We start from the raw sequence: 24,083 nt of genomic DNA, 5'->3' as shown, positions 1-24,083 counted from the left end.
ACCGAACTGGAGCTGATCACCGTGAACGACGACGCCCGGCAGCTGCTGGCGGCCTGGAACGACACCACCACCGACGTCCCGGAGGCGGGCCGCACGCTCACCCGGCTGCTCACCGAGCAGGCGGCCCGCACCCCGGACGCGACGGCGCTGGTCTTCGAGGGCGAAACCCTCACCTACCGCGCCCTGCACGAGCGGGCCAACCGGCTCGCCCACCTCCTCATCGAGCGCGGCGTCGGCCCCGGCGTGCTCGCCGGCGTCTGCGTCGACCGGTCCTTCGACCTGGTCATCGCCCTGCTGGCGGTGCTCAAGGCCGGCGGCGCCTACGTCCCGCTCGACCCCGACTACCCGGCCGACCGGCTGGAGTTCATGGTCGCCGACAGCGCCGCCCCGGTCGTGCTGACCCAGAGCTTCCTCGACGACGCCGACCTCGCCGCGTACCCGGCCACCGAGCCGGACACCACGACGTCCACCCAGGACCTCGCCTACGCCATCTACACCTCCGGCTCGACGGGCCGCCCCAAGGGCGTGCTGGTGCCGCACGAGGGGATCGTCAACCGGCTCGCCTGGACGCAGGCCGAATACGGCCTCACCGCCGCCGACCGCGTCCTGCAGAAGACGCCGTCGAGCTTCGACGTCTCCGTCTGGGAGTTCTTCTGGCCGCTGCTGACCGGCGCCACGCTCGTCGTCGCGCGCCCCGGCGGCCACCGCGACCCCGCCTACCTCGCCGAGCTGATCCGCGCCGAGCGCATCACCACGCTGCACTTCGTCCCGTCGATGCTGCAGGCGTTCCTGCTCGACCCGGCCGCCGCGACGTGCACCGGCCTGCGCCGCGTGCTGTGCAGCGGCGAAGCCCTGCCCGCCGAACTGCAGTCCCGCTTCTTCGACACCCTCCCCGGCGTCGAGCTGCACAACCTCTACGGCCCCACCGAAGCCTCGGTCGACGTCACGTCCTGGGCCTGCCGCGCCGACGGCGGCCCGGTCCCGATCGGCCGTCCCGTCTGGAACACCCAGACCCACGTCCTGGACGCGCAGCTGCGGCCGGTCGCCCCGGGCGTCGCGGGGGAGTTGTACCTCGCCGGGATCCAGCTGGCCCGCGGGTACCACCGCCGCCCCGGCCTGACCGCCGAACGCTTCGTCGCGAGCCCGTTCACGCCGGGGGAGCGGATGTACCGCACCGGCGACCTCGCCCGCTGGACCGACGACGGCGCCCTCCTCTACCTCGGCCGCACCGACCACCAGGTCAAGATCCGCGGCCTGCGCGTCGAGCTCGGCGAGATCGAGACCGTGCTCGACCGCCAGCCCGGCGTCGGCGGCTCGTGCGTCCTGGCCCGCGAAGACCGCGAAGGCGACCAGCGCCTCGTCGGCTACGTCGTCCCCGACGGCACCGCCCCGGACGTCGAGGCCCTGCGGACCGCCCTGGCCGCGGACCTGCCGGAGTACATGGTGCCCGCCGCGTTCGTCGTGCTCACCGAGCTGCCGCTGACCCCGAGCGGCAAGCTCGACCGCAAGGCCCTGCCCGCACCCGAGTGGACCGCGGCCGGCCGCGCCCCGCGCACCCCGCGGGAAGCCGCGCTGTGCACGCTGTTCTCCGAAATCCTCGGCGTCGACGGCGTCGGCATCGACGACGGTTTCCTCGCCCTCGGCGGCCACTCGCTGCTCGCCGCGAAGCTCGTCTCCCGGATCCGCGCGACGCTCGGCGTCGAGGCCGCGATCGGGGACGTCTTCCGCGCGCCGACCCCCGCCGGCCTGGCCGAACTCCTCGAAAACGCCGCGCCCGCTCGCCTCCCGCTGACCCCGCGCACCCGTCCCGAGCCGATGCCGCTGTCCTCGGCCCAGCGCCGCCTGTGGTTCCTCGACCAGGCCGACACCTGGAACGCCAGCTACCACGTCCCGCAGGCCGTCCGCCTCGACGGCCCGGTCGACACCGGCGTGCTGCGCCTCGCCGTCGACGACGTCGTCGCCCGCCACGAAGCCCTGCGCACGGTGTTCGTCAGCCACGGCGACGAGCCCGTGCAGCAGATCCTGCCCGCGGGTGACGTCCGGTGGACGTTCGCGGAGTCCACTGAGGACACGCTCGCCGCCGACCTGCGCGCCGCCACGGAGGAAAGCTTCGACCTGGCGCAGGAGCTGCCGATCCGGGCCGCGCTGTTCACTCTCGCCACCGGCGGGTCGGTGCTGCTGCTGGTCGTGCACCACATCGCCTGCGACGGCTGGTCGATGGCGCCGCTGCTGCGGCAGGTCGGCGAGGCCTACGCCGCCCGCGCCCGTCAGGAAACCCCGGCGTGGGCGCCGCTGCCGGTCCAGTACGCGGACTACACGCTGTGGCAACAGGAACTGCCCGTCAACCGCGACCTCGCGTACTGGCGCGACGCCCTGAGCGGGCTGCCCGAAGAGCTGCCGCTGCCCACCGACCGGCCCCGGCCGCCGGTGGCCAGCCACCGCGGTGGCGTCGTCCCGATGGACGTCCCGGCCGAGGTGCGCGCGAAGCTCACCGAGCTGGCCGCCGAGTCCGGCGCGACGCTGTTCATGGTGCTGCAGGCCGCCTTCGCCGCCCTGCTGACCCGCCTCGGCGCCGGCGACGACGTCCCGGTCGGCTCCCCGGTCGCCGGACGCGGGGATGCCGCGCTCGACGACCTGGTCGGGTTCTTCGTCAACACCGTCGTGCTCCGCACGGAGACGGGCGGCGACCCGACGTTCCGTGAGCTGCTCGGTCGCGCCCGCGAGACCTGCCTGGCCGCGTTCGAGCACTCGGAGGTGCCGTTCGACCGGGTCGTCGAGGAGCTGAACCCGGCTCGCTCGCTCGGCCGCCACCCGCTGTTCCAGGTCCTGCTGGTGCTGCAGAACAACCTCGCCGCGGAGCTGGCCATCGACGGTGTGCACGCCACCGGCGAGCGCGTCGACATCGGCTACGCGAAGTTCGACCTGGCCGCGATCTTCGAGGAACGCGACGGCGAGCTGACCGGCCTCCTCGAATACGCGAGCGACCTGTTCGACCGCGATACCGCCGCGACGCTGGCCGCCCGGCTGCTGCGCGTCCTGACCGCCGTCGCCGAGACGCCGGACGCACGGATCGGCGACCTCGACCTGCTCGACACGACCGAGACCGCCCAGGCCGTCGCGGGCGGCATGACCACACCCGCCGCCGCGAGCGTCACGCTGCACGAGGTCATCGAGGGCCACGCTCGCCGGACGCCGGACAACATCGCGCTGCTGTTTGGCGAGGAGACCGTCACCTACGCCGAGCTGGACGCCCGAGCCAACGGCGTCGCCGCGTTGCTGACCTCGCAGGTCGACCCGGGCCGGATCGTCGCGATCTGCCTCGACCGCGGACCGGACCTGGTCGCGGCGATCCTCGGTGTGCTCAAGGCGGGCTGCGGTTACACGCTGCTGGACCCGTCGTTCCCCGCCGAACGCCGTCAGCTGCTGGCTGAGCAAGTCGACGCGCCCCTGGTACTCGACGATCTGTCCACTGTGGACGCGCAGGCCGCCGCCCCGGGCCTCGCCGTGCCCGTCACCGGACCCGCCTGCGTCATGTTCACCTCGGGCTCCACCGGCACGCCCAAGGGTGTCGTCGCCTCGCACGAAGCCGTCGCCACGACGATCCTCGGCCAGGGTTACGGCGGCGCCGTCTGGCTGCAGACCGCGCCCGTCTCCTGGGACGCCTTCGCGTTCGAGCTGTTCGGCGCCCTGCTCAGCGGCGCCGCCTGCGTGCTGCAGCCGGGCCCGAAACCCGAGCCCGCGCTCATCGCCGAACTCGTCGAACGCCACCGCGTCACCACGATGTTCGCCTCGGCCAGCCTGCTGAACTTCCTGCTCGACGAGTACCCGGCCGTGTTCACGCAGGTCAGCGACGTCTACACCGGTGGCGAGGTCGCCTCGGTCGCGCACATCACCAAGGCCCTGACGACGTACCCGGACCTCACCGTCACCAACGCCTACGGCCCGGTCGAGAACATGATCTTCGTCAGCTGCCACCGCATCACGGCGTCCGACCTCACCGGGGCACCCATCCCGATCGGCGTGCCGCTCAACGGCAAGCGCGCCTACGTCCTGGACGAGCGGCTCCGGCCGGTCGCCCCCGGCGTCGTCGGCGAGCTGTACGCTGCGGGCGCCGGCATCGCCGACGGCTACGTCGGCCGCCCGGACCTCACCGCCACCCGGTTCGTCGCGAACCCGTTCGCGCCGGGGGAGCGGATGTACCGCACCGGTGACCTCGTGCGCCGCCGCGCCGACGGCGTCCTGGAGTACGTCGGCCGCGCCGACGACCAGGTCAAGATCCGCGGCTTCCGCGTCGAGCCGGGGGAGATCCGGACCGCGCTGGGCACCCACCCGGCCGTCACCGAATCCGCCGTCGTCGTCCGCGAAGACCGGCCGGGTCAGAAGCTGCTGGTCGCCTACGTCGTCGGCGCGCCCGCCGACTTCCGCAGCTACCTGGCCGAGCGGCTGCCCGAGCACCTCGTGCCGTCGGCGTTCGTGCTGCTGCCCGCCCTTCCCCTGACGCCCAACGGGAAACTCGACCAGCGTGCCCTGCCCGCTCCGGAGCGCGTCAGCACGAACCGTGCGCCGCGCACGCCGCGTGAAGAGGTCCTCTGCGGCCTGTTCGCCGACGTCCTCGGTGTGGAGACGGTCGGGGTCGACGACGGGTTCTTCACCCTCGGCGGGCACTCGCTGCTCGCCGCGCGGCTCGTCGCCCGGATCGGTGCGGTGCTGGGCGCCCGGATCGGTGTCGCCGACGTCTTCCGCGCCCCGACCGTGGCCGCGCTGGCCACGGTGCTCGACACCGCCCGCGCCGCCCGCCCGGCCGTCACCGCCCGCCCGCGCCCGGAGGTGCTGCCGCTGTCCGCGGCGCAGCGCAGCCTGTGGTTCGTCGAGCAGCTCGACGCCGCGGGTGCCGCCTACAACGTGCCGCGGGCCCTGCGCCTGACCGGCCCGCTCGACGTCCCCGCGCTGCGCGCCGCGTTCGCCGACGTCCTGGACCGCCACGAGTCCCTGCGGACGGTGTTCCCGAGCACCGACGGCGTCCCGCGTCAGGAAATCCGCCAGGTCACCGAACTGCCCTGGGCCGAGGACGTCACGAACGTCGACGAGTTCGCGTCCCGCGAGTTCGACCTGGCCACCGACCTCCCGGTGCGGGCCGCGCTGCTGCGGCAGGCCGACGACGACCACGTGCTGGTGATCGTCACCCACCACATCGCCAGCGACGGCTGGTCCCTGGCTCCGCTGCTGCGCGACCTGTCCACCGCCTACGCCGCGCGCGTCTCGAGCGAGGCCCCGGGCTGGGCGCCGCTGCCGGTGCAGTACGCGGACTTCGCGCTGTGGCAGCAGGACCTGGACGACTCCGCGGACTACTGGGCGACCGCCCTCGCCGGTCTGCCCGACGAGATCACCCTGCCCTTCGACCACCCGCGGCCGCCGGTCGCGAGCCACCGCGGCGCCACCGTCGCGATCAGCCTCGACGCGGACCTGCACACCCGGCTGCTCGACCTCGCCCGCGGTGAGCACGCGACGCTGTTCATGGTGCTGCAGGCCGGTTTCGCGGCCCTGCTGTCCCGCCTCGGCGCCGGCGACGACGTCGCGGTCGGCACCCCGTCGGCGGGCCGGCCGGACGCCGCGCTCGACGACCTCGTCGGGTTCTTCGTCAACACCCTCGTGCTGCGCACGGACCTCTCCGGCGACCCCGGCTTCACCGAGCTGGTCGGCCGGGTCCGCGAGGCCGCGCTCGCCGCGTTCGACCACGCCGACGTCCCGTTCGAGCGGGTCGTCGAACGGCTCAACCCGGCCCGCTCCACCGCCCGGCACCCGCTGTTCCAGGTGATGCTGGCGCTGCAGAACAACGTCGCCGCCAACCTCGCGCTGCCCGGCACGACCGCGGCGGACGTGCCGGTGGCCACCGCGACGGCGAAGTTCGACCTGACCCTCAACCTCGAGGAGAACACCGCCGCGGACGGCACGCCGGCCGGGATCGGCGGTTACCTCGAGTACGCGACCGACCTGGTCGACCCGGGCACCGCGGCCGACCTCGCCGACCGGTTCGTCCGGCTCCTCACCGCCGCCGTCGCCACTCCCACGGCACCGCTGTCCACAGTGGACCTCCTTTCGTCTGCTGAAGCCGCGGCGATCACCGCGGCGAACGACGAGACCGCCGTCCTGGTCCCCGACACCTCGGTGATCGAGCTGTTCGAAGCCCAGGCGGCCCGCACGCCGGATGCGCCCGCGCTGGAGTTCGGGGCCGCGAAGCTGACCTACGGCGAGCTGAACGACCGGGCCAACGGGCTCGCCGCGTACCTCGCCGAGCGCGGTGCCGGACCCGAGCGGTACGTCGCCCTGGCCCTGCCACGCGACGAACAGCTGATCGTCGCGATGCTCGCCGTCCTCAAGACCGGCGCCGGCTACCTCGCGCTGGACCTCGACTACCCGGCCGACCGGCTCGCCGCGATGCTCGAGGACGCCGACCCGGCGCTGGTACTCGTCCGCGAAGCAGGTGTGGTGCCCGGCGACCCGGCCCGGCACGTCCTGCTGACCGACGCGGAAATCGGGACGGCGTGCGGCAACCCCGTGCAGACCGCATCCCCGGACAGCCCGGCGTACGTGATCTTCACGTCCGGCTCGACCGGCCGCCCCAAGGGCGTTGTCGTCCCGCGCCGTCCGCTGCAGAACTTCCTGCTGGACATGGTCGACCGCTTCGGCATCACGCAAGGCGACCGCCTGCTGGCCGTCACCACGGTCGGCTTCGACATCGCCGGGCTGGAGATCTTCGCGCCGCTGCTGGCCGGAGCCACCGTGGTGCTCGCCGGCCGGGACACCGTCCGCGACAGCCACGCCCTGGCGGCGCTCGCCGAGGACGGCGTCACGATCATGCAGGCCACCCCCAGCCTCTGGCACGCGCTGCTGGCCGAGCCCGCCGACCTCACCGCCGTGCACGTCCTGGTCGGCGGCGAAGCCCTGCCCGACGACCTCGCCGTCGCACTGCGGGCGCGGGCGGCGTCGGTCACCAACATGTACGGCCCCACCGAGACGACCATCTGGTCCACCACCGCCCGCGTCGGCGCGGGCTCGCCGACCATCGGCACCCCGATCGCCAACACCCAGGTCTACGTCCTGGACCGCGCGCTGCGGCCGGTGCCGCCGGGCGTCCCGGGCGAGCTGTACATCGCCGGCGACGGCGTCGTCCGCGGCTACCTCGGCCGCCCGGACCTGACCGCCGACCGGTTCGTCGCGAACCCGTTCGCCACCGGCGAGCGGATGTACCGCACCGGCGACCTGGTCGCCCGCCGCCGCGACGGCGACATCCGGTTCCTCGGCCGCGTCGACCACCAGGTCAAGATCCGCGGATTCCGCATCGAACTGGGCGAGATCGAGGCGGTACTGGCCACCCACCCCGAGGTCGCGCTGCGCGCCGTCGTCGTCCGCGAGGACCGGCCCGGGGACAAGCGGCTGGTCGCCTACGTCGTGGGCACCGCCGACGTCGAGACGCTGCGAAGGCACGTCGCGGCCGCGCTGCCCGCGTACATGGTGCCTTCGGCGTTCGTCCTGCTCGACGAGCTGCCGCGGACCCCGAACGGCAAGCTCGACCGCAAGGCCCTGCCCGCGCCGGCCGTCGAGACCACGACCGGCCGGGCCCCGCGGACGGCCCCCGAGCGCGCGCTGTGCGACCTGTTCGCCGAGGTTCTCGGCGTGCCGGAGGTCGGGATCGACGACGGCTTCTTCGACCTGGGCGGGCATTCCCTGCTCGCCACCCGCCTCGCCGGGCGGATCCGGAGCGCGCTCGGCCTCGACGTCACCGTGCGGGCGCTGTTCGCCAACCCGACCGTGGCCGGGCTGAGCGAAAGCCTCGGCCACGCGGTGGCCGCGCGCCCGGCCGTGGTCACCCGGCCGCGGCCGGAGCGGCTGCCGCTGGCCCCGGGCCAGGAGCGGCTGTGGTTCCTCGCCCGCCTCGACGCCGACGACACCGCCTACCACATGCCGATCGCCCTGCGCCTGCGCGGCGACGTCGACGCTTCCGCCCTCGCCGCCGCACTGTCCGATGTGGCCGGTCGCCACGAAGCCCTGCGCACCTACTACGCCGAGGACGAAACCGGGCCGTACCAGGTGATCCTGGACTCCTTCGAGGTCCCGTTCGAGGTCGGCACCGGCTCGGTCGCCGATGCCGCGCGCACCCCGTTCGACCTGGCCGCCGCGCCGCCGGTGCGCTCGTGGCTGTTCAGCGAGGGCGACGAGCACGTCCTGCTCGTGCTGACCCACCACATCGCCGGGGACGGCTGGTCGATCCCGGTGCTGCTGCGCGACCTGGCCGACGCCTACGCGGCCCAGCTCGACGGCCGCGCTCCGGAGTGGGCGCCGCTGCCCGTGCAGTACGCGGACTACACGCTGTGGCAACGAGAACTCGGCAGCGACGTCGCGTATTGGACGGACGCCCTGGCCGGGCTGCCCGAGGAACTGGCCCTGCCGTACGACCGCGTCCGGCCCGCCACCGCGGACCACACCGGAGGCTCGGCGGCGATCGAAATCCCGGCCGAGCTGCACGCGCGGCTCCTGGAGCTGGCGGCCGGGCGGCGCGCGACCCTGTTCATGGTCCTGCAGGCCGCCCTCGCCACGCTGCTGGCGCGCTTCGGCGCCGGCGACGACGTCCCGATCGGCACCCCCGTCGCCGGGCGGACCGACCCGGCGCTCGACGACCTCGTCGGGTTCTTCGTCAACACCCTCGTCCTGCGGACGGACGTCAGCGGCGCCCCGGCGTTCACCGAGCTGCTGGACCGCGTGCGGGAAGCCGACCTGAGCGCGTTCGAGCACGACGACGTCCCGTTCGAGCGCCTGGTCGAGGAGCTGAACCCGGCCCGCTCGGCGTCCCGGCACCCGCTGTTCCAGGTGATGCTGGTGCTGCAGCAGGACAGCGCCGTCCCGGCACTGTCCGGAGTGGACACCTCGTCGTACGAGGTGGAACGGGCGGTCGCCAAGTTCGACCTCACCGTCGCCCTGGAGGACCACGGCAACGGACTCACCGGCGCCTTCGAGTACGCCACCGCCCTGTTCGACGCCGCCACCGCCGAGCGGCTGGCCACGGCGTTCGTCTCGCTGCTGGAGCAGATCGCCGACGCGCCCGCGACCTCGGTCGCGGCGTTCGACGTGCTCACGACCGCCGAACGTGACCTCGTGCTGGCCTCGGGCCATGCGCTCGACCTGGCTCCGACGCCCCAGGACTGCCTGCACACCATCGTCGAACGGCAGGACCCCGACGCCGTCGCGATCCTGTTCGACGGCTCGTCGATGACATACGGCGAGCTGAACGCCCGCGCCAACCAGGTCGCCCATCACCTGATCGACGACGGTGTGCAGCGCGGCGAGGTGGTCGGTGTCCTGCTGGACCGCGGCTTCGACTTCGCCGTGACGGTGCTCGGCGTCCTCAAGTCCGGCGCCGCCTACACCCTGCTCGACCCGAGCTACCCGGCCGAGCGCCTCGCGGCCGTCACCGAGCAGGCGCGGGTGCGGCGGATCCTGAAGACCGCGCCGAGCCACCCGGACACCACGAACCCGGACGTCGAGCTGACCCCGGCCGACCTGGCCTGCGTCATGTTCACCTCCGGCTCGACCGGCGTACCCAAGGGCGTCGCGACGTCGCACCGCGGGGTCGTCGCCACGATGGGCCAGGGTTACGCGACCTTCGACGCCGGCCAGGTGTGGCTCCAGTGCGCCCCGGTGTCGTGGGACGGCTTCGCGCTGCAGCTGTTCGGCGCGCTGCTCTACGGCGGCCGCACGGTCCTGCAGCCCGGCCAGAACCCCGAGCCGGACCGCATCGCGGCGCTCGTCGTCGAGCACGGCGTCACCGTGCTGCACGCCTCGGCAAGCCTGTTCAACTACCTGCTCGACCAGGAACCCCAGGTCTTCGGCGTGCTGCGCCGCGCGATGACCGGTGGCGAGCCGGCGTCGGTCGCCCACGTGACGAAGGCGCTGCGCGAGCACCCGGACGTCGCGCTGATCAACGGTTACGGCCCGGCCGAGAGCATGGGCTACACGACGTTCCACCCGATCACCGCCGCCGACCTCGGCGACCAGGCCATCCCGATCGGCCGCCCGGTCGCGAGCAAGCGCGCCTACGTCCTCGACGCGCACCTCGCCCTGGCCGCGCCCGGTGTCACGGGTGAGCTGTACCTGTCGGGCCACGGCCTCGCCGACGGCTACCGCGGCCTTCCCGGCGCCACGGCCGAGCGGTTCGTCGCGAACCCGTTCATGGCCGGTGAGCGGATGTACCGCACCGGTGACCTGGTGCGGTGGAACGCCGACGGTGTCCTCGAGTACGTCGGCCGCGCCGACGACCAGGTGAAGGTCCGCGGCTTCCGCGTCGAGCCCGGCGAGGTGCAGGCCGTCCTGGCCCGCCACGACGGGGTCGAGCAGGCTGCCGTCATCGTCCGCGACGGCCGGCTCCTCGGCTACGTCGTCGGCACCGCCGAACCCACCGCCCTGCGGGCGTACCTCGGCGAGCGGCTGCCGGACTACCTGGTGCCCTCGGCGATCGTGCCGCTGGCCGAGCTGCCCCGGACGGCCAACGGCAAGCTCGACCGCCGCGCCCTGCCGGCACCGGACTTCACGTCGTCGTCCCGGCGGCCGCGGACCGTCACCGAGAACGTCCTCTGTGGACTGTTGGCCGAGGTGCTCGGGATGCCCGAGGTCGGCGTCGACGACGGCTTCTTCGACCTCGGCGGCCACTCGCTGCTGGCCGCCCGGCTGATCGGCCGCGTCCGCGCCGTGCTCGGCGTCGAGCTGGGCATCCGCGACCTGTTCCGGACGCCCGCCGTCGCCGGTCTCGCCGAAGTGCTCGGCGACGCCGCCCCGGCGCGGCCGCCGGTGACCCGCCGCGAGCGTCCCGAGCGGCTGCCGCTGTCGTTCGCGCAGCAGCGGCTGTGGTTCGTCGACCAGGCCGAGGAGGCCAACCCGGGCTACGACGTCCCGCGGGCGCTGCGGCTGCGCGGCTCCCTCGACGTCGCCGCTCTGCAGGCCGCGTTGGCGGACGTCGTCGAGCGGCACGAGGCTCTGCGGACGGTGTTCCCGTCGCACGAGGGTGAGCCGTGGCAGGAGATCCTGACCGTGCCGTCGGTGCCATGTACGGTCACACAGTCCACTGAGGACGAGCTGCCGGGGGTGCTCTCGGCGGCCGCGTCGCACGTCTTCGACCTGAGGACCGAGCTGCCGCTGCGGGCCCACCTCGTCGAGATCGCCGCCGACGACCACGTCCTGCTGCTGGTGCTGCACCACATCGCCAGCGACGGCTGGTCGGCCGCGCCGATGCTGCGTGACCTGTCGACCGCCTACGCCGCCCGCGTCACCGGTGAAGCCCCAGGGTGGGCGCCGCTGCCGGTCCAGTATGCGGACTACACGCTGTGGCAGCGCGAAGTCCTCGACGAGACCGAATTGGCCGGGCAGATCGACTTCTGGCGCTCTGCGCTGGCTGGTGCCCCCGAAGAGATCGCGCTGCCCGCCGACCGAGTCCGCCCGGCTGTCGCGAGTCACCGCGGTGGTGCCGTGGACTTCGCTTTGGGAGCTGACGTCCACGCGGCGCTGGCCGACCTGGCCCGCGGCAGCGGAGCGACGCTGTTCATGGCGTTGCAGGCCGGGTTCGCCGCGCTGCTGTCGCGGCTCGGTGCCGGGGACGACGTCCCGCTCGGCTCGGTCGTCGCCGGGCGCGGGGACACCGCGCTCGACGACCTGGCCGGGTTCTTCGTCAACACCCTGGTGCTGCGCACCGACGTCTCCGGGCAGCCGACGTTCCGGCAGCTCCTGGACCGCGTCCGCGACACCGGGCTCGCCGCGCTGGCCCACGCCGACGTCCCGTTCGAGCGGGTCGTCGAGGAGCTGAACCCGGCCCGGTCCGCCGCCCGGCACCCGCTGTTCCAGGTGATGCTGGTGCTGCAGAACAACGTCGCCGGCGAGCTGAGCCTGCCCGGCCTGACCGCTTCGGCCGTCACGGTCCAGCGGGACGTCGCGAAGTTCGACCTGACCGCGGGCATCGAGGAGAACCGCGCCGCCGACGGCACCCCCGCCGGCCTGACCGGTCAGCTGGAATACACGGCCGACCTGTTCGACGCGTCGACGGCGGAGTCGATCGCGGCCCGGTTCGCCCGGTTCCTGACGGCCGCGGTGTCCACTCCGGACGTTCCGGTGACGGCGTTGGACCTGCTCGCCGCCGACGAGCGGGCCTCGCTGCTGGCTCAGGGCACGACCTCGGCGACCGCGCCCGCCATGCGGCTGCACGAGCTGGTCGAGCGTCAGGCGGCCTGGGCACCGGACGCGACCGCCCTCGTCTTCGAAGGTGCGTCGCTCACCTACGGCGACCTCGACACGGAGGCCAACCGGCTCGCCCGGCACCTCATCGCCGAGGGCGTCCGCCGTGGTGACGTGGTGGGTGTCCACATCGGACGCGGCCAGCGGCTGGCCGTCGCGCTGCTCGCGGTCCTCAAGACCGGAGCGGCCTACACTCTGCTGGACAAGGACTTCCCGGCCGAACGCCTGGCCGGGGCGCTGCGCCGGACGTCCGCCGCGCTGGTGCTCACCGAGGGGGGTGCGCTGCCGGGGCGCCGGGTCGACGTCATGGCCGACGCGGCCGCGATCGCCGTCCGCGACGGGAGTGTCCTCGGGCTGCCCGGCAGCCCGGACGACCTCGCCGTCGTCATGTTCACCTCCGGCTCGACCGGCGTCCCGAAGGCCGTTGCGGCCCCGCACCGGGCCGTCGTGGGCACGCTGACCGGCCAGGACTACGCCGGGTTCGGCCCGGACGACGTCTGGCTGCAGTGCGCGCCCGTGTCGTGGGACGCGTTCGGCACGCAGCTGCTCGGCCCACTGCTTTCGGGCGGCACGGTCGTGCTCCAACCCGGCCAGCGTCCCGAACCGGCGCTGATCGAGGACCTGGTCGTGGCGCACGACGTCACGGTCCTGGACGTCTCGGCCAGCCTGTTCAACTTCCTGGTCGACGAGCACCCGGCGGTGTTCGCGACGGTCCGCCGTGCGATGACCGGCGGCGAAGCGGCGTCACCCGCGCACCTGGCGAAGGTGCTGCGCTCGTACCCGCAGATCGCGGTGATCAACGGGTACGGCCCGGCCGAGACGATGGGCTTCACGACCTTCCACGCGGTCACCGCCGTCGACGGTCCGGTCCCGATCGGCCGGCCGCTCACCGGCAAGCACGCCTACGTCCTCGACGCGCTTCTGCAGCCGGTGCCGGCGGGTGTCGTCGGCGAGCTGTACCTGTCCGGTGTGGGCACCGCCCACGGTTACCTCGGGCAGCCCGGCGCCACGGCCGAGCGGTTCGTCGCGAACCCGTTCAGCGCGGGGGAGCGGCTGTACCGCACGGGTGACCTCGCCCGGTGGAACTCGGGCGGTGTGCTGGAGTACGCCGGCCGCGCGGACGACCAGGTCAAGATCCGCGGCTTCCGCGTCGAGCCCGGCGAGGTCCAAGCTGTGCTGTCCCGGTACGAGGGCGTCACGCAGGCGGCGGTGGTGGCCCGCGACGGGCTGCTGGTCGCCTACGTCGTCGGCACCGCCGACCCGGCCGCGGTCGCGGAGTTCGCCGCCGCGCAGCTGCCGGGCCACCTGGTGCCGTCGGCGATCGTGCCCCTGGAGGAACTGCCGCGGACGGCCAACGGCAAGCTCGACCGCGCCGCCCTGCCCGCACCGCAGCGGGTCAGCGCCGGTCACGTCGCCCCGCGAACGCCCGTCGAGATCACGCTGGCCGCAATCTGGGCCGACGTCCTGGGCCTCCCGGAGCCGGGTGTGGAGGACAACTTCTTCGCCCTCGGCGGCCACTCCCTGCTGGCGGCGAAGGTCACCGGCCGGATGCGCACCGAATTCGGCGTGCGGTTGGGGGTGCGGGCCCTGTTCGAGGCCCCCACGATCGCGTCACTGGCCCGGCTGGTGCCGACGGCGTCCACAGTGGACTTCGAACCGATCCCGGCCCGCGATCGTACGTCGCGCACCCCGCTCTCACCGGTACAGCGCGGCCTCTGGTTCGCCGAGCGGCTCGCCCCCGGGTCGGCGGAGTACCTGGTGCCGCTGGCCCTGCGCATCGGCGGCAACCTGGACATCGAGGCACTCACGGGCGCGCTGTCGGCGCTGGCGGCACGGCACGAGGTGCTGCGCAGCCGGTTCGTCGAGGTGGACGGCGAGCCCGCCCAGGTGGTGGACGCCGTGCGTCCGATGCCGCTCCCGGTCACCGATCTCGGCGACCTCGCGGTGGAGGAGTCCGGCCGGTCCCGAGCGGACAACTCGCTCGGTGGCGAGGCTGGGCCGGCCGCCGCGGTCGACGCCTTCGTCCGGTCCCAGGTGGACACGCCGCTGGATCTCGAGAACGGGCCCGTCTTCCGGGCCGCGCTCGGGCGGATCTCCGCCACCGAGCACGTGCTCGTCCTGTGCCTGCACCACATCGTCGCCGATGGGTGGTCCATGGGGGTGCTGGCCGCCGAATTGCGTGATCACTACGCCGGGATTCGGCCGGCCGCGCTGCCGGTGCAGTTCGGCGACGTCGCCGCGTGGCAGGCCGCCGCGTCCGACCACACCGGGCTCGCCTTCTGGCAGCAGGCTCTCGACGGGATGCCGCACGTTGCGGAACTGCCCGCCGACCGGCCCCGCCCCCTGACCAGGGACATCGCGGGCGCCAAGACGCCGGTAAGGGTCCCCGCGGCGACCGTTGGCAAGCTGGCGGCGCTCGGGGCCGAGCACGGCGCGAGCCTGTTCATGACCGTCCTCGCCGCGTTCGAAGTGCTCATCGGCCGCTACACCGCGATGCGGGACTTCGCGATCGGCACCCCGGTGTCCGGCCGCAACCACCCGCAGACCGAGGCCCTGGTCGGCCACTTCGTCAACACCGTGCCGCTGCGTGCGGACCTGACCGGCGACCCGGCCTTCACCGAGCTGTTGAAGCGCGTCCGCACCAGCACCCTGGCCGCGTTCGACCACGACGACGTCCCCTTCGACCGGATCGTCGAACTCCTGCGCCCGCAACGCGACCTCACCCGCACCCCGCTCGTGCAGATCGTGTTCGCCCTGCAGAACAACGACGAAGCCGGCTGGGCGCTGCCCGGCCTCGACGTCGAGCGCCTCGCCGTCGACACGCAGGTCAGCAAGTTCGACCTCGAACTCGCCCTCGCCCAGGACGCCGACGGCGCCCTGACCGGCATCTTCGAGTACCCGACCGCCCTGTTCGACACCACCACGATCGAGCGACTCGCCGGCCACTTCACCACCCTCCTCGAAGCCATCGCCGCCGCGCCCGAGACCCCCGCGGGCGAGCTGGACCTCCTCGGCGAAGCCGAACGCGAGCACCTGATCAACGGCGTCAACAGCACCGAAGTCGCCTACGACGAGGACGTCTGCCTGCACCAGCTCATCACCGAGCAAGCGAACAAGACGCCGGACGCAACAGCCGTCGAGTACCTGGACGAGCACATCGACTACACCGAGCTGGAACGCCGGTCCGGGGTTCTCGCGGCGAGGCTGCGCGAACACGGCGTCGGCCCGGACGTCCCGGTCGGGCTGCGGATGGACCGCTCGATCGACCTGATCGTCGGCCTGGTCGCGATCCTCAAGGCCGGCGGCGCGTTCGTCCCGATCGAGACCGACGCGCCCGAACCGCGCGTCCTGGGCATCCTCGGCGACGCCCACTCGCCGGTCTGCCTGGTGAACGAAGGCGCAAAAACGCCGCAGGACAGCGAGGTCACCTTCCTCCAAGTGTCCGATTTGGACGGAACAGCACCCGAGCTGAACGACACCACCCAACCGGACAACCTGGTCTCGATCTACTACACCTCCGGCTCCACGGGGAAGCCGAAGGGCGTCGCCAGCACCCACCGCGGCTGGGTCAACCGGCTGCGCTGGCACCAGGACACCTACCGCCTCCAGCCGGGCGAGGGCGTCCTCCAGAAGACGACCCTGGTGTTCGACGACGCGGCCGTGGAGTGCCTGTGGCCGCTCATCGTCGGCGGCCGCGTCGCGCTGATCCCGCCGGGCCTGCACCGCGACCCGGTCGCGATCCTCGAAGGCGCCGTCAGGCACCAGGTGTCGAACCTGCAGTTCGTGCCGAGCATGCTGACGCTATTCCTGGAGCAGCTCACCCCGGCCGACCGCGCCGCCCTCAAGCCGCTGCGCAACGTCATCACCAGCGGCGAAGCGCTGCAGCCGGAGCTGCTCAAGCTGTTCTTCGACCGCCTGGGCGAGAACGCGACCCTGCACAACCAGTGGGGCGCCACCGAGGTGTCGATCGACTCGACCATGCGCGAATGCCTCCGCTCCGACCTCGACGGCGCCGGCTCGGTCAGCGTCGGGTCGCCGATCGCGAACAACCAGATCCACGTCCTCGACGAGCACTTCCGGCCGGTCCCGGTCGGCGTCCCCGGTGACCTCTTCATCGGCGGCGTCGGCCTGGCGCGGGGCTACCTCGGCAACCCGGGCAAGACGGCGGCCGCGTTCCTGGCCAGCCCGTTCGTCCCCGGCGAGCGGCTCTACCGCACCGGCGACCGCGGCCTGCGCACACCCGACGGCGCGCTGACCTTCCTCGGCCGCCAGGACTCGCAGGTCAAGATCCGCGGCATCCGCGTCGAGCCCGGCGAGGTCGAGCAGGTGCTGCTGGAACTGCCCGGGGTGCGCGAAGCCGCCGTGACGGTCTGGCAGCCGTCGCCGGGGGACAAGCGCCTCGCCGGGTACGTCACCGCGCAGGCTGGCGTCACGCTCACCGAAACCGAGATCCGCGAGCAGCTGCGCGAACGGCTGCCCGTCTACCTCGTGCCGACGGCGCTGAGCGTCCTGCCGGAGTTCCCGACCACCACCAGCGGCAAGATCGACCGCAAGGCGCTCCCCGCTCCGGCCGCGGCCGGAGCCGAGTACCGGGCGCCGGAAGGTCCGGTCGCGGAACTGGTCGCCGAGGTGCTGCAGCACGTCCTCGGCGTCGAGCGGGTCGGCGCGGATGACAACTTCTTCGACCTGGGCGGGCACTCCCTGCTGGGTGTGCGGGTGGTCGCCGAGCTGCGGAAACGGCTCTCGGCGGACATCCCGATCCGGCTGATCTTCGACTCGCCCACGGTCGCGGAACTCGCCGACGCCGTCGCCCGCGCCACCCGCCGCGAGTTCGAGGCCATCCCGAAGCGGCCCGACGGTCCCGCGCCCCTGGCCGGGGTGCAGGTCGGTATGTGGCTGGCCGACCGGATGGCCCCGTCGAGCGCGGAATACCTGGTGCCCAACGCGGTCCGCCTGCGCGGCACCCTGGACGTCGACGCCCTCGCCGCCGCCCTCACCAAGCTGGTCGAGCGACACGAGATCCTGCGGACCCGGTTCGTCGAGCTGGACGGCGAGCCCAAGCAGATCGTCGACCCGGCCGGGCCGGTTCCGTCGCCGGTCACCGACATCGACGCGGTCGAGCCGTTCCTGACGGCACGGCCCATCGACCTCGCCACCGGCCCGGTGTTCGGAGCAGCTCTCGGACGGCTGGCCGAGAACGACCACGTCCTCGTGTTGTCGGCCCACCACATCGTGCTCGACGGCTGGTCCGAAGGCATCCTCGCCGAGGAGCTGCGCGACCTCTACGCGGGCATCGACCTGGCGCCGCTGCCGGTGCAGTACGCCGACGTCGCGACCTGGTCCCAGCCCACCGAAGCCGACGTCGAGTTCTGGCGGACGCAGTTGTCCGGTGTGCCGCAGGTCGTCCAGCTGCCTGCCGACCGGCCCCGGCCGGCGGTGCGCGACACGCGGGGCGCGCGGTACGAGTTCAGCGTCCCGGCGGAGCTGGCCGGCCGGCTCGGCGAGCTGGGTGCCGAAGCCCGGGCCAGCCTGTTCATGACGCTGCTCGCCGGGTTCCAGGTGCTCGTGTCCCGGCACACCGGGTTGCGCGAGTTCGCGGTCGGCAGCCCGGTCGCCGGGCGCGACCACCCCGACACCGAGCGGCTGATCGGCCAGTTCGTGAACACGCTCGCCCTGCGCGCGGACCTGACGGGCTCGCCCGGCTTCACCGAACTCGTGGAACGCGTCCGCGAGACGTCGTTGAACTCCTTCAGCCACCAGGAGGTCCCGTTCGACCGGGTCGTCGCCGAGCTGCGGCCCGAGCGCGACGCGAGCCGGAACCCCTTGGTGCAGCTGATGTTCGCGCTGCAGACGGTGTCCGAGGGCGGCTGGGAACTCGGCGACCTCGACTGCGAACCCCTGGGCGTCGAGACCGGCGCGGCCAAGTTCGACCTCGCCATGGTGCTGCGCGAGCAGCCCTCCGGCGCGGTCGACGGCGTCCTCGAATACCCCGTCGCGCTGTTCGACGAGGAGACGGTCGCCGCGTTCGCCGAGCGCTACGTCCGGCTGCTGACCGGGTTCGCCGCCGATCCGCAGCGCCCGGTGGACCGCGTCACCATGCTCGACGCGGCCGAGGTCACCCCGCTCGACGACCACGCCCCCGGCGGGACGTTCGCGGAGCTGGTCGAAGCCCAGGTGCGACGCAATCCGGACGCCCCGGCCGTGGTGGCCGGACCGGACTCGCTCACCTACGGCGAACTGGACGCGGCGGCCAACCGCGTGGCCCGGGTCCTGCAGGCTCGCGGTGCCGCTCCGGAGACGGTGGTCGCGCTCCTGCTGCCGCGCTCGGCCGACCTGGTCGTCGCGCAGCTCGCGGTGGTCAAGACCGGGGCGGCGTTCCTCCCGGTCGACCCGAGCTACCCGGAGGAGCGCATCCGCTACATGCTCGACGACGCCGACCCGGTACTCACCCTCCGGGAGCTGCCAGAGTCCACAATGGACGACGGCCCGCTGGACGTCGAGGTCGAATCGCAGAACGCGGCGTACGTCATCTACACGTCGGGCTCCACCGGACGGCCGAAGGGGGTCGTCGTCAGCCACGCCGGCCTCGCCACGCTGGTCGCCAACACCGTCGACGCCTACCAGGTCGGCCCGGGCGACCGGGTCCTGCAGTACGTGTCACCCAGCTTCGACGCCTCGGTGCTGGAACTGTGCGCGTCCCTCATGACGGGGGCCGCGCTGGTCGTCACGCCGCCGGGACCGCTGCTGGGCGACCAGCTGCGGGACGTCCTGGCTCAGGGACGGGTGACGCACGCGCTGATCCCGCCCGCGGCCCTGGCCACTGTGGACGACCCGGATCTGCCGGACTTCCGCACGGTCGTGGTCGGCGGCGACGTCTGCCCGCCGGAGCTGGTCGCGAAGTGGGCGCCGGGCCGCCGGATGCTCAACATGTACGGCCCGACCGAAGCCACCGTCGTCTCCACGGTCAGCGAGCCGCTGGTGCCGGGCGAACAGGTGACCATCGGCCAGGCACTCAAGCACACCCGGGCGTACGTCCTGGACGACCGGCTCCAGCCGGTGCCCTCGGGTGTGGCGGGCGAGCTGTACGTCGCGAGCCCGGGCCTGGCCCGCGGGTACCTCGGCCGTCCCGGGCTCACTGCCACCAGGTTCGTCGCGAACCCGGCCGGCGGGCGGATGTACCGCACCGGCGACCTGGTCCGCCGCACCCGCGCCGGGAACCTCGAGTTCCTCGGCCGGACCGACGACCAGGTCAAGATCCGCGGCTTCCGCATCGAACTCGGCGAGGTCGAGTCCGCCCTGCGGGCCCACCCGGCGCTCACGGCCGCGGTGGTGCTGGCCAAACCCGACCCGACCGGGCAGAAACGCCTGGTCGCGTACGTCGTCGGGGACATCAGCGCAGCCGAGCTGCGCACCGAACTGGCCCAGCGCCTGCCGGACCACCTGGTGCCGTCAGCGTTCGTCGTGCTGGACGCCATGCCGGTCAACGCCAGCGGCAAGCTCGACCGGGCCGCGCTGCCCGAACCGGCCGAGGAGACGGCGGACTACGTCGCCCCGAGCAGTCCCGAGGAGCAGCTGATCGCCGACATCTGGGCCGAGGTGCTCGGCGTGCCCCGCGTCGGGCTCGGCGACGACTTTTTCGCACTGGGCGGGCATTCCGTGCTCGCCGCCAAGGTCCGCATGCGGCTGCAGGCCGCGTTCGGGGTGGACCTGTCCCTGCCCGTGCTCTTCCAGACCACCACGGTCACCGCGCTCGCCGCGGTGGTCCACACCGAGATCGAGGCCGAGCTCGCCGGCATGTCCGAGCAGGAGCTCCTCGACTCCCTCACCGAGGAGGCCAGCGCATGACCACGTTCGACACCCGCCCCGCCGACGCCGATCGGGCGGCCCGGCTGCGGGCCGCGGTGCTCGCCCGGCGGCTGCGCGGACGCGCCACCGCGCCGGTCCGCACCTTCGGCCGCGCCGACCGCGACGTCCCGCTGCCGCTCTCGGCCGGGCAACAGCGCCTGTGGTTCCTCGACCGGCTCGACCCGGACAGCGCCGAGTACGCCGTGCCGCTCCTGCTCCGCCTGGACGGCGACCTCGACGTCAATGCCCTCCAGCGCGCCCTCGACGCCTTGGTGGCACGCCACGAGATCCTGCGCACCACCTACGTCGCCGAGGACAACAAGCCGCGCCAGGTCATCGGCGCCCCGGCCGCGGTCGAGCTGCCGGTGGTCGAAGGCGATCTGGACGCGGTGCTGACGGAGTACGTCGGCCGCCCGTTCGACCTCGCTGCCGGCCCGGTGTTCCGGGCGATGCTGGTCCGCGAGGCGCCGCGGCGGCACGTGCTGGCGCTCAACGTCCACCACATCGCCTGCGACGGCTGGTCGCTGCCGATCCTGCTGGACGACCTGCGCAAGCTCTACACCGGCGCCGAGCTGCCCCCGATTGAACTGTCCTATGCAGACTTCGCCGTCTGGGAGCAGTCCCGGGTGGACGTCCACGACGCCGACCTCGCGTACTGGAAGGACCGGCTCGCCGGGCTCGAGACCCTGGAGCTGCCCGCGGACCGCCCGCGTCCGGCCACCCGCGACCACCACGGCGCGTCGGTCCGGTTCACCATCCCGGCGTCGGCGGCGGAAGCGGTGCTCGACCAGGGCAAAGCCGTCGGCGCGACGCCGTTCATGACGCTGCTCGCCGCCGCGTACGTCGTGCTCGGCCGGCACACCGGCCGCGAGGACCTGGCCGTCGGCACCCCGGTTGCCGGGCGTTCGCGGGCCGAGCTGGAGCACATGGTCGGGTTCTTCGTGAACACGGTCGTCGCCCGCGGCGACCTCTCCGGCGACCCGGACTTCGCGACGCTGGCCGACCGCGTCAAGGTGGCGCGGCTGGCCGACCAGTCCCACGAGGACCTGCCGTTCGAACGCCTGGTCCAGGAACTGGCCCCGGAGCGCGACCTCGCGCACACCCCGGTCGTGCAGGTGATGTTCGCCGTCTACGACTCTTCCGACGGCGAAGGCGCGCTGGGTGACCTCGCGGTGTCGCCGGTGGACCAGGAGTCGACGACGGCCAAGTTCGACCTGATGATCTCCTTCGTCCGCCAGGCCGACGGCTCGGTGGCGGGCGTGCTGGAGTACGCGACCGCGTTGTTCGACCAGGTCCGGATGGAACGGATGGGCGAGCACTTCGTCCGCCTCTTCACCGAGCTGGCCGCCCGCCCCGGCGCCCGGCTGTCCGAAGTGGACGTCCTCGGCACCGACGAGCGGACGCTGCTGCTCGACACCTGGAACGCCACCGCCGAGCCCTACCTGCGCGGCACCCTGCACGGCCGGATCGCCGAGCAGGCGGCGTCCAACCCGGACTCGATCGCCGTCCGCTGCGGCCCGGCCGAGCTGACCTACGCCGACCTGGAAACCCGCGCGACCCGGATCGCCCAGCGGCTGCGCGCGCACGGCGTCGGCGTCGAAACCCCGGTCGGCGTGCTCTGCGAACGCGGCCCGCTGCTCCTGCCGGTGCTGCTGGCCATCCTCAAGACCGGCGGCCACTACATCCCGCTCGACCCGGCCTACCCGCAGGACCGCAAGGAGTACATGCTCCGCCAGGCCGGCGCCCGCGTGCTCGTCACCACCCGCCGGTACGCGGACGAGAACCTCGGCGAGGTCGTCGTCTTCGCGGACGAGCCGGTGGCCGACGACCCGGTGCCGTGGGCCGACCCGGTCGTCGACCCGGAGAACCTCGCCTACGTCATCTACACCTCCGGCTCCACCGGCCGTCCCAAGGGCGTGATGATCAGCCACCGCGGGGTGCTGCACTACCTCGACTGGTGCCGCCAGGCCTACCGCGCCGACGAGGGTGACGGCGCGCCGGTGCACTCCTCGCTCGCCTTCGACCTCACCGTCACCGGGCTGTTCCTGCCGCTGCTCTGCGGCACGACCGTGACGCTGGTCCCGGAGGACGAGCACCCGGTCGCCGGGCTTGCCGACGTGCTCTCCAGCGGCCGGAAGTTCAGCTTCGTCAAGCTCACTCCGGCCCACCTCGAACCGCTTCGCCGCTGCCTGACGTCTGAAGCGGCGGATGCGGCCGCGCACCTGGTCGTCGGCGGTGAGCAGCTCACCGCCGAGGCCCTGGAGTTCTGGCGCGAGAACGCCCCCGAAGTCGTGGTGGCCAACGAGTACGGCCACACCGAGACGTCCGTGGCCAACGTGATCAACCTGCTGCCCGCCGCCGAGTGCGTCACCACGCCGATCTCGGTGGGCCGGCCGATCTGGAACACCGAGGTCTACCTCCTGGACGAGCACCTGCGCCCGGTCCCGGTCGGCGTCACCGGCGAGCTGTACGCCGGCGGCGCCGGGGTCGCTCGTGGCTTCGCGGGCAATCCGGGCCTGACCGCGGCCAAGTACGTGGCCAGCCCGTTCGGCCCCGGACGGCTCTACCGCAGCGGCGACCTGGCCCGGTACCTGCCGGACGGGCGGCTGGAGTTCGTCGGGCGCACCGACCACCAGGTCAAGGTCCGCGGCTACCGCATCGAGCTGGGTGAGATCGAGGCCGCGCTGGTCGGCGGGCCCGGCGTCACCGAGGCGGTCGCCGTGGTCCGCGACGGAGCCCTCGCCGGCTACGTCGCGCCGTCCACAGTGGACGGCGAAGAACTGCGATCCCACTTGGCCGAGCGGCTGCCGGAGTACATGGTGCCGTCGACCCTGACCACTTTGGACACCCTGCCGCTGACGTCCAACGGCAAGATCGACCGGGTCGCCCTGCCCGCCCCGGACGCCACGCCGGTCGCGACGTCCGGCGTCCTGCCGCGCGACGAGCTGGAGATGGCGCTCGCGAAGCTCTGGGAGGACCTGCTGGGACGCCGGGTCGGCGTCACCGACGGCTTCTTCGACGTCGGCGGCCACTCGCTGCTGGCCGTGGTGCTGGTCGACCGGATCAAGGCCGAGCTGGGCGCCACCGTCGGTCTGGCCGAGGTGTTCCGCGCGCCGACCGTGCGAGCGCTGGCCGACCACATCCGCGGCGGGGAGAGCGGCGGGGGACTGGTCGTGCCGCTCTCGCCGGGACGCGCGGGTGTCGCGCCGCTGTTCCTGCTGCCGCCCACCGCCGGCAGCCCGTTCCCCTACCTGCAGCTGGTCGCCGAGCTGGACCCGGCGTTGCCGGTGTTCGGCCTGCAGGCTCCCGGCTTCGCGCCCGGCGAGGACCCGGTGCACACCATCGAAGAGCTGGCCGCGGCGTTCGTCGCCGACCTCCTGCCCGTCGCCGGGGACCGCCCGATCCGGCTCGCCGGCTGGTCGCAGGGCGGCTCGGTCGCCTTCGAAATGGCGGCGCAGCTGGAAGCCGCGGGCCGCGCGGTCGAGCACCTGTGCGTCATCGACGCCACCGTCCTCGGCGTCGACGACTACGGCAACCCGCTGCCCGACATCGACACCAGCGACCCGCTGGCCTGGTTCGGCGAGGCGATCCTGAAGCTCGAACCCGGGGCGGACACGCTGGACGAGATGCTCGCCGAGGCCCGTGACCGCGGGATGGTCTCGGAAGTCGCGGGCAACGCCGTCGTCGAGCAGATGGCCCGGGTCTACCTGGCCGGCAAGGACGCGGTCGAGGCCTACCGCTGCCGCGCGGTCGTCGACACCGGCATCCACCTGATCACCTCCACCGGCACCCACCCGGTGAAGGGCCGCCCGGAGGTGCGCCCGGAGAGCTGGCGCGCCCGCACGCGCGGCGAGCTGACGGTGACGCCGGTGCCGGGCCACCACTGGGACATGGTCGAACCGCCGCACGTGGCGGAGCTGGCGCGGGCCGTGCTGGCCGGGCTGGCCGTGACCGCCGACGAGTGA

1 protein-coding gene and 1 pseudogene are annotated in these 24,083 nt (G+C 73.2%); both read left to right on the top strand.

Features of this window, described 5'->3' with window-relative positions:
* Nucleotides 1-12: 12 nt before the first annotated feature.
* Nucleotides 13-20,118 (top strand): annotated as a pseudogene (locus tag VA596_RS17095) (non-ribosomal peptide synthase/polyketide synthase); the annotation flags it as partial.
* On the top strand, nt 20,115-24,083 hold the full coding sequence (locus tag VA596_RS17090; RefSeq protein WP_323328227.1) for a non-ribosomal peptide synthetase: 3,969 nt from the start codon (nt 20,115-20,117) through the stop codon (nt 24,081-24,083). The pseudogene VA596_RS17095 and the gene VA596_RS17090, both read left to right, overlap by 4 nt.

Origin of the sequence: Amycolatopsis heterodermiae, from assembly GCF_034929455.1 — a bacterium.
Lineage (GTDB): Bacteria > Actinomycetota > Actinomycetes > Mycobacteriales > Pseudonocardiaceae > Amycolatopsis > Amycolatopsis heterodermiae.
The sequence above is the reverse complement of the archived record's forward strand: the minus strand, read 5'-3'. Positions and strand labels throughout refer to the sequence as shown.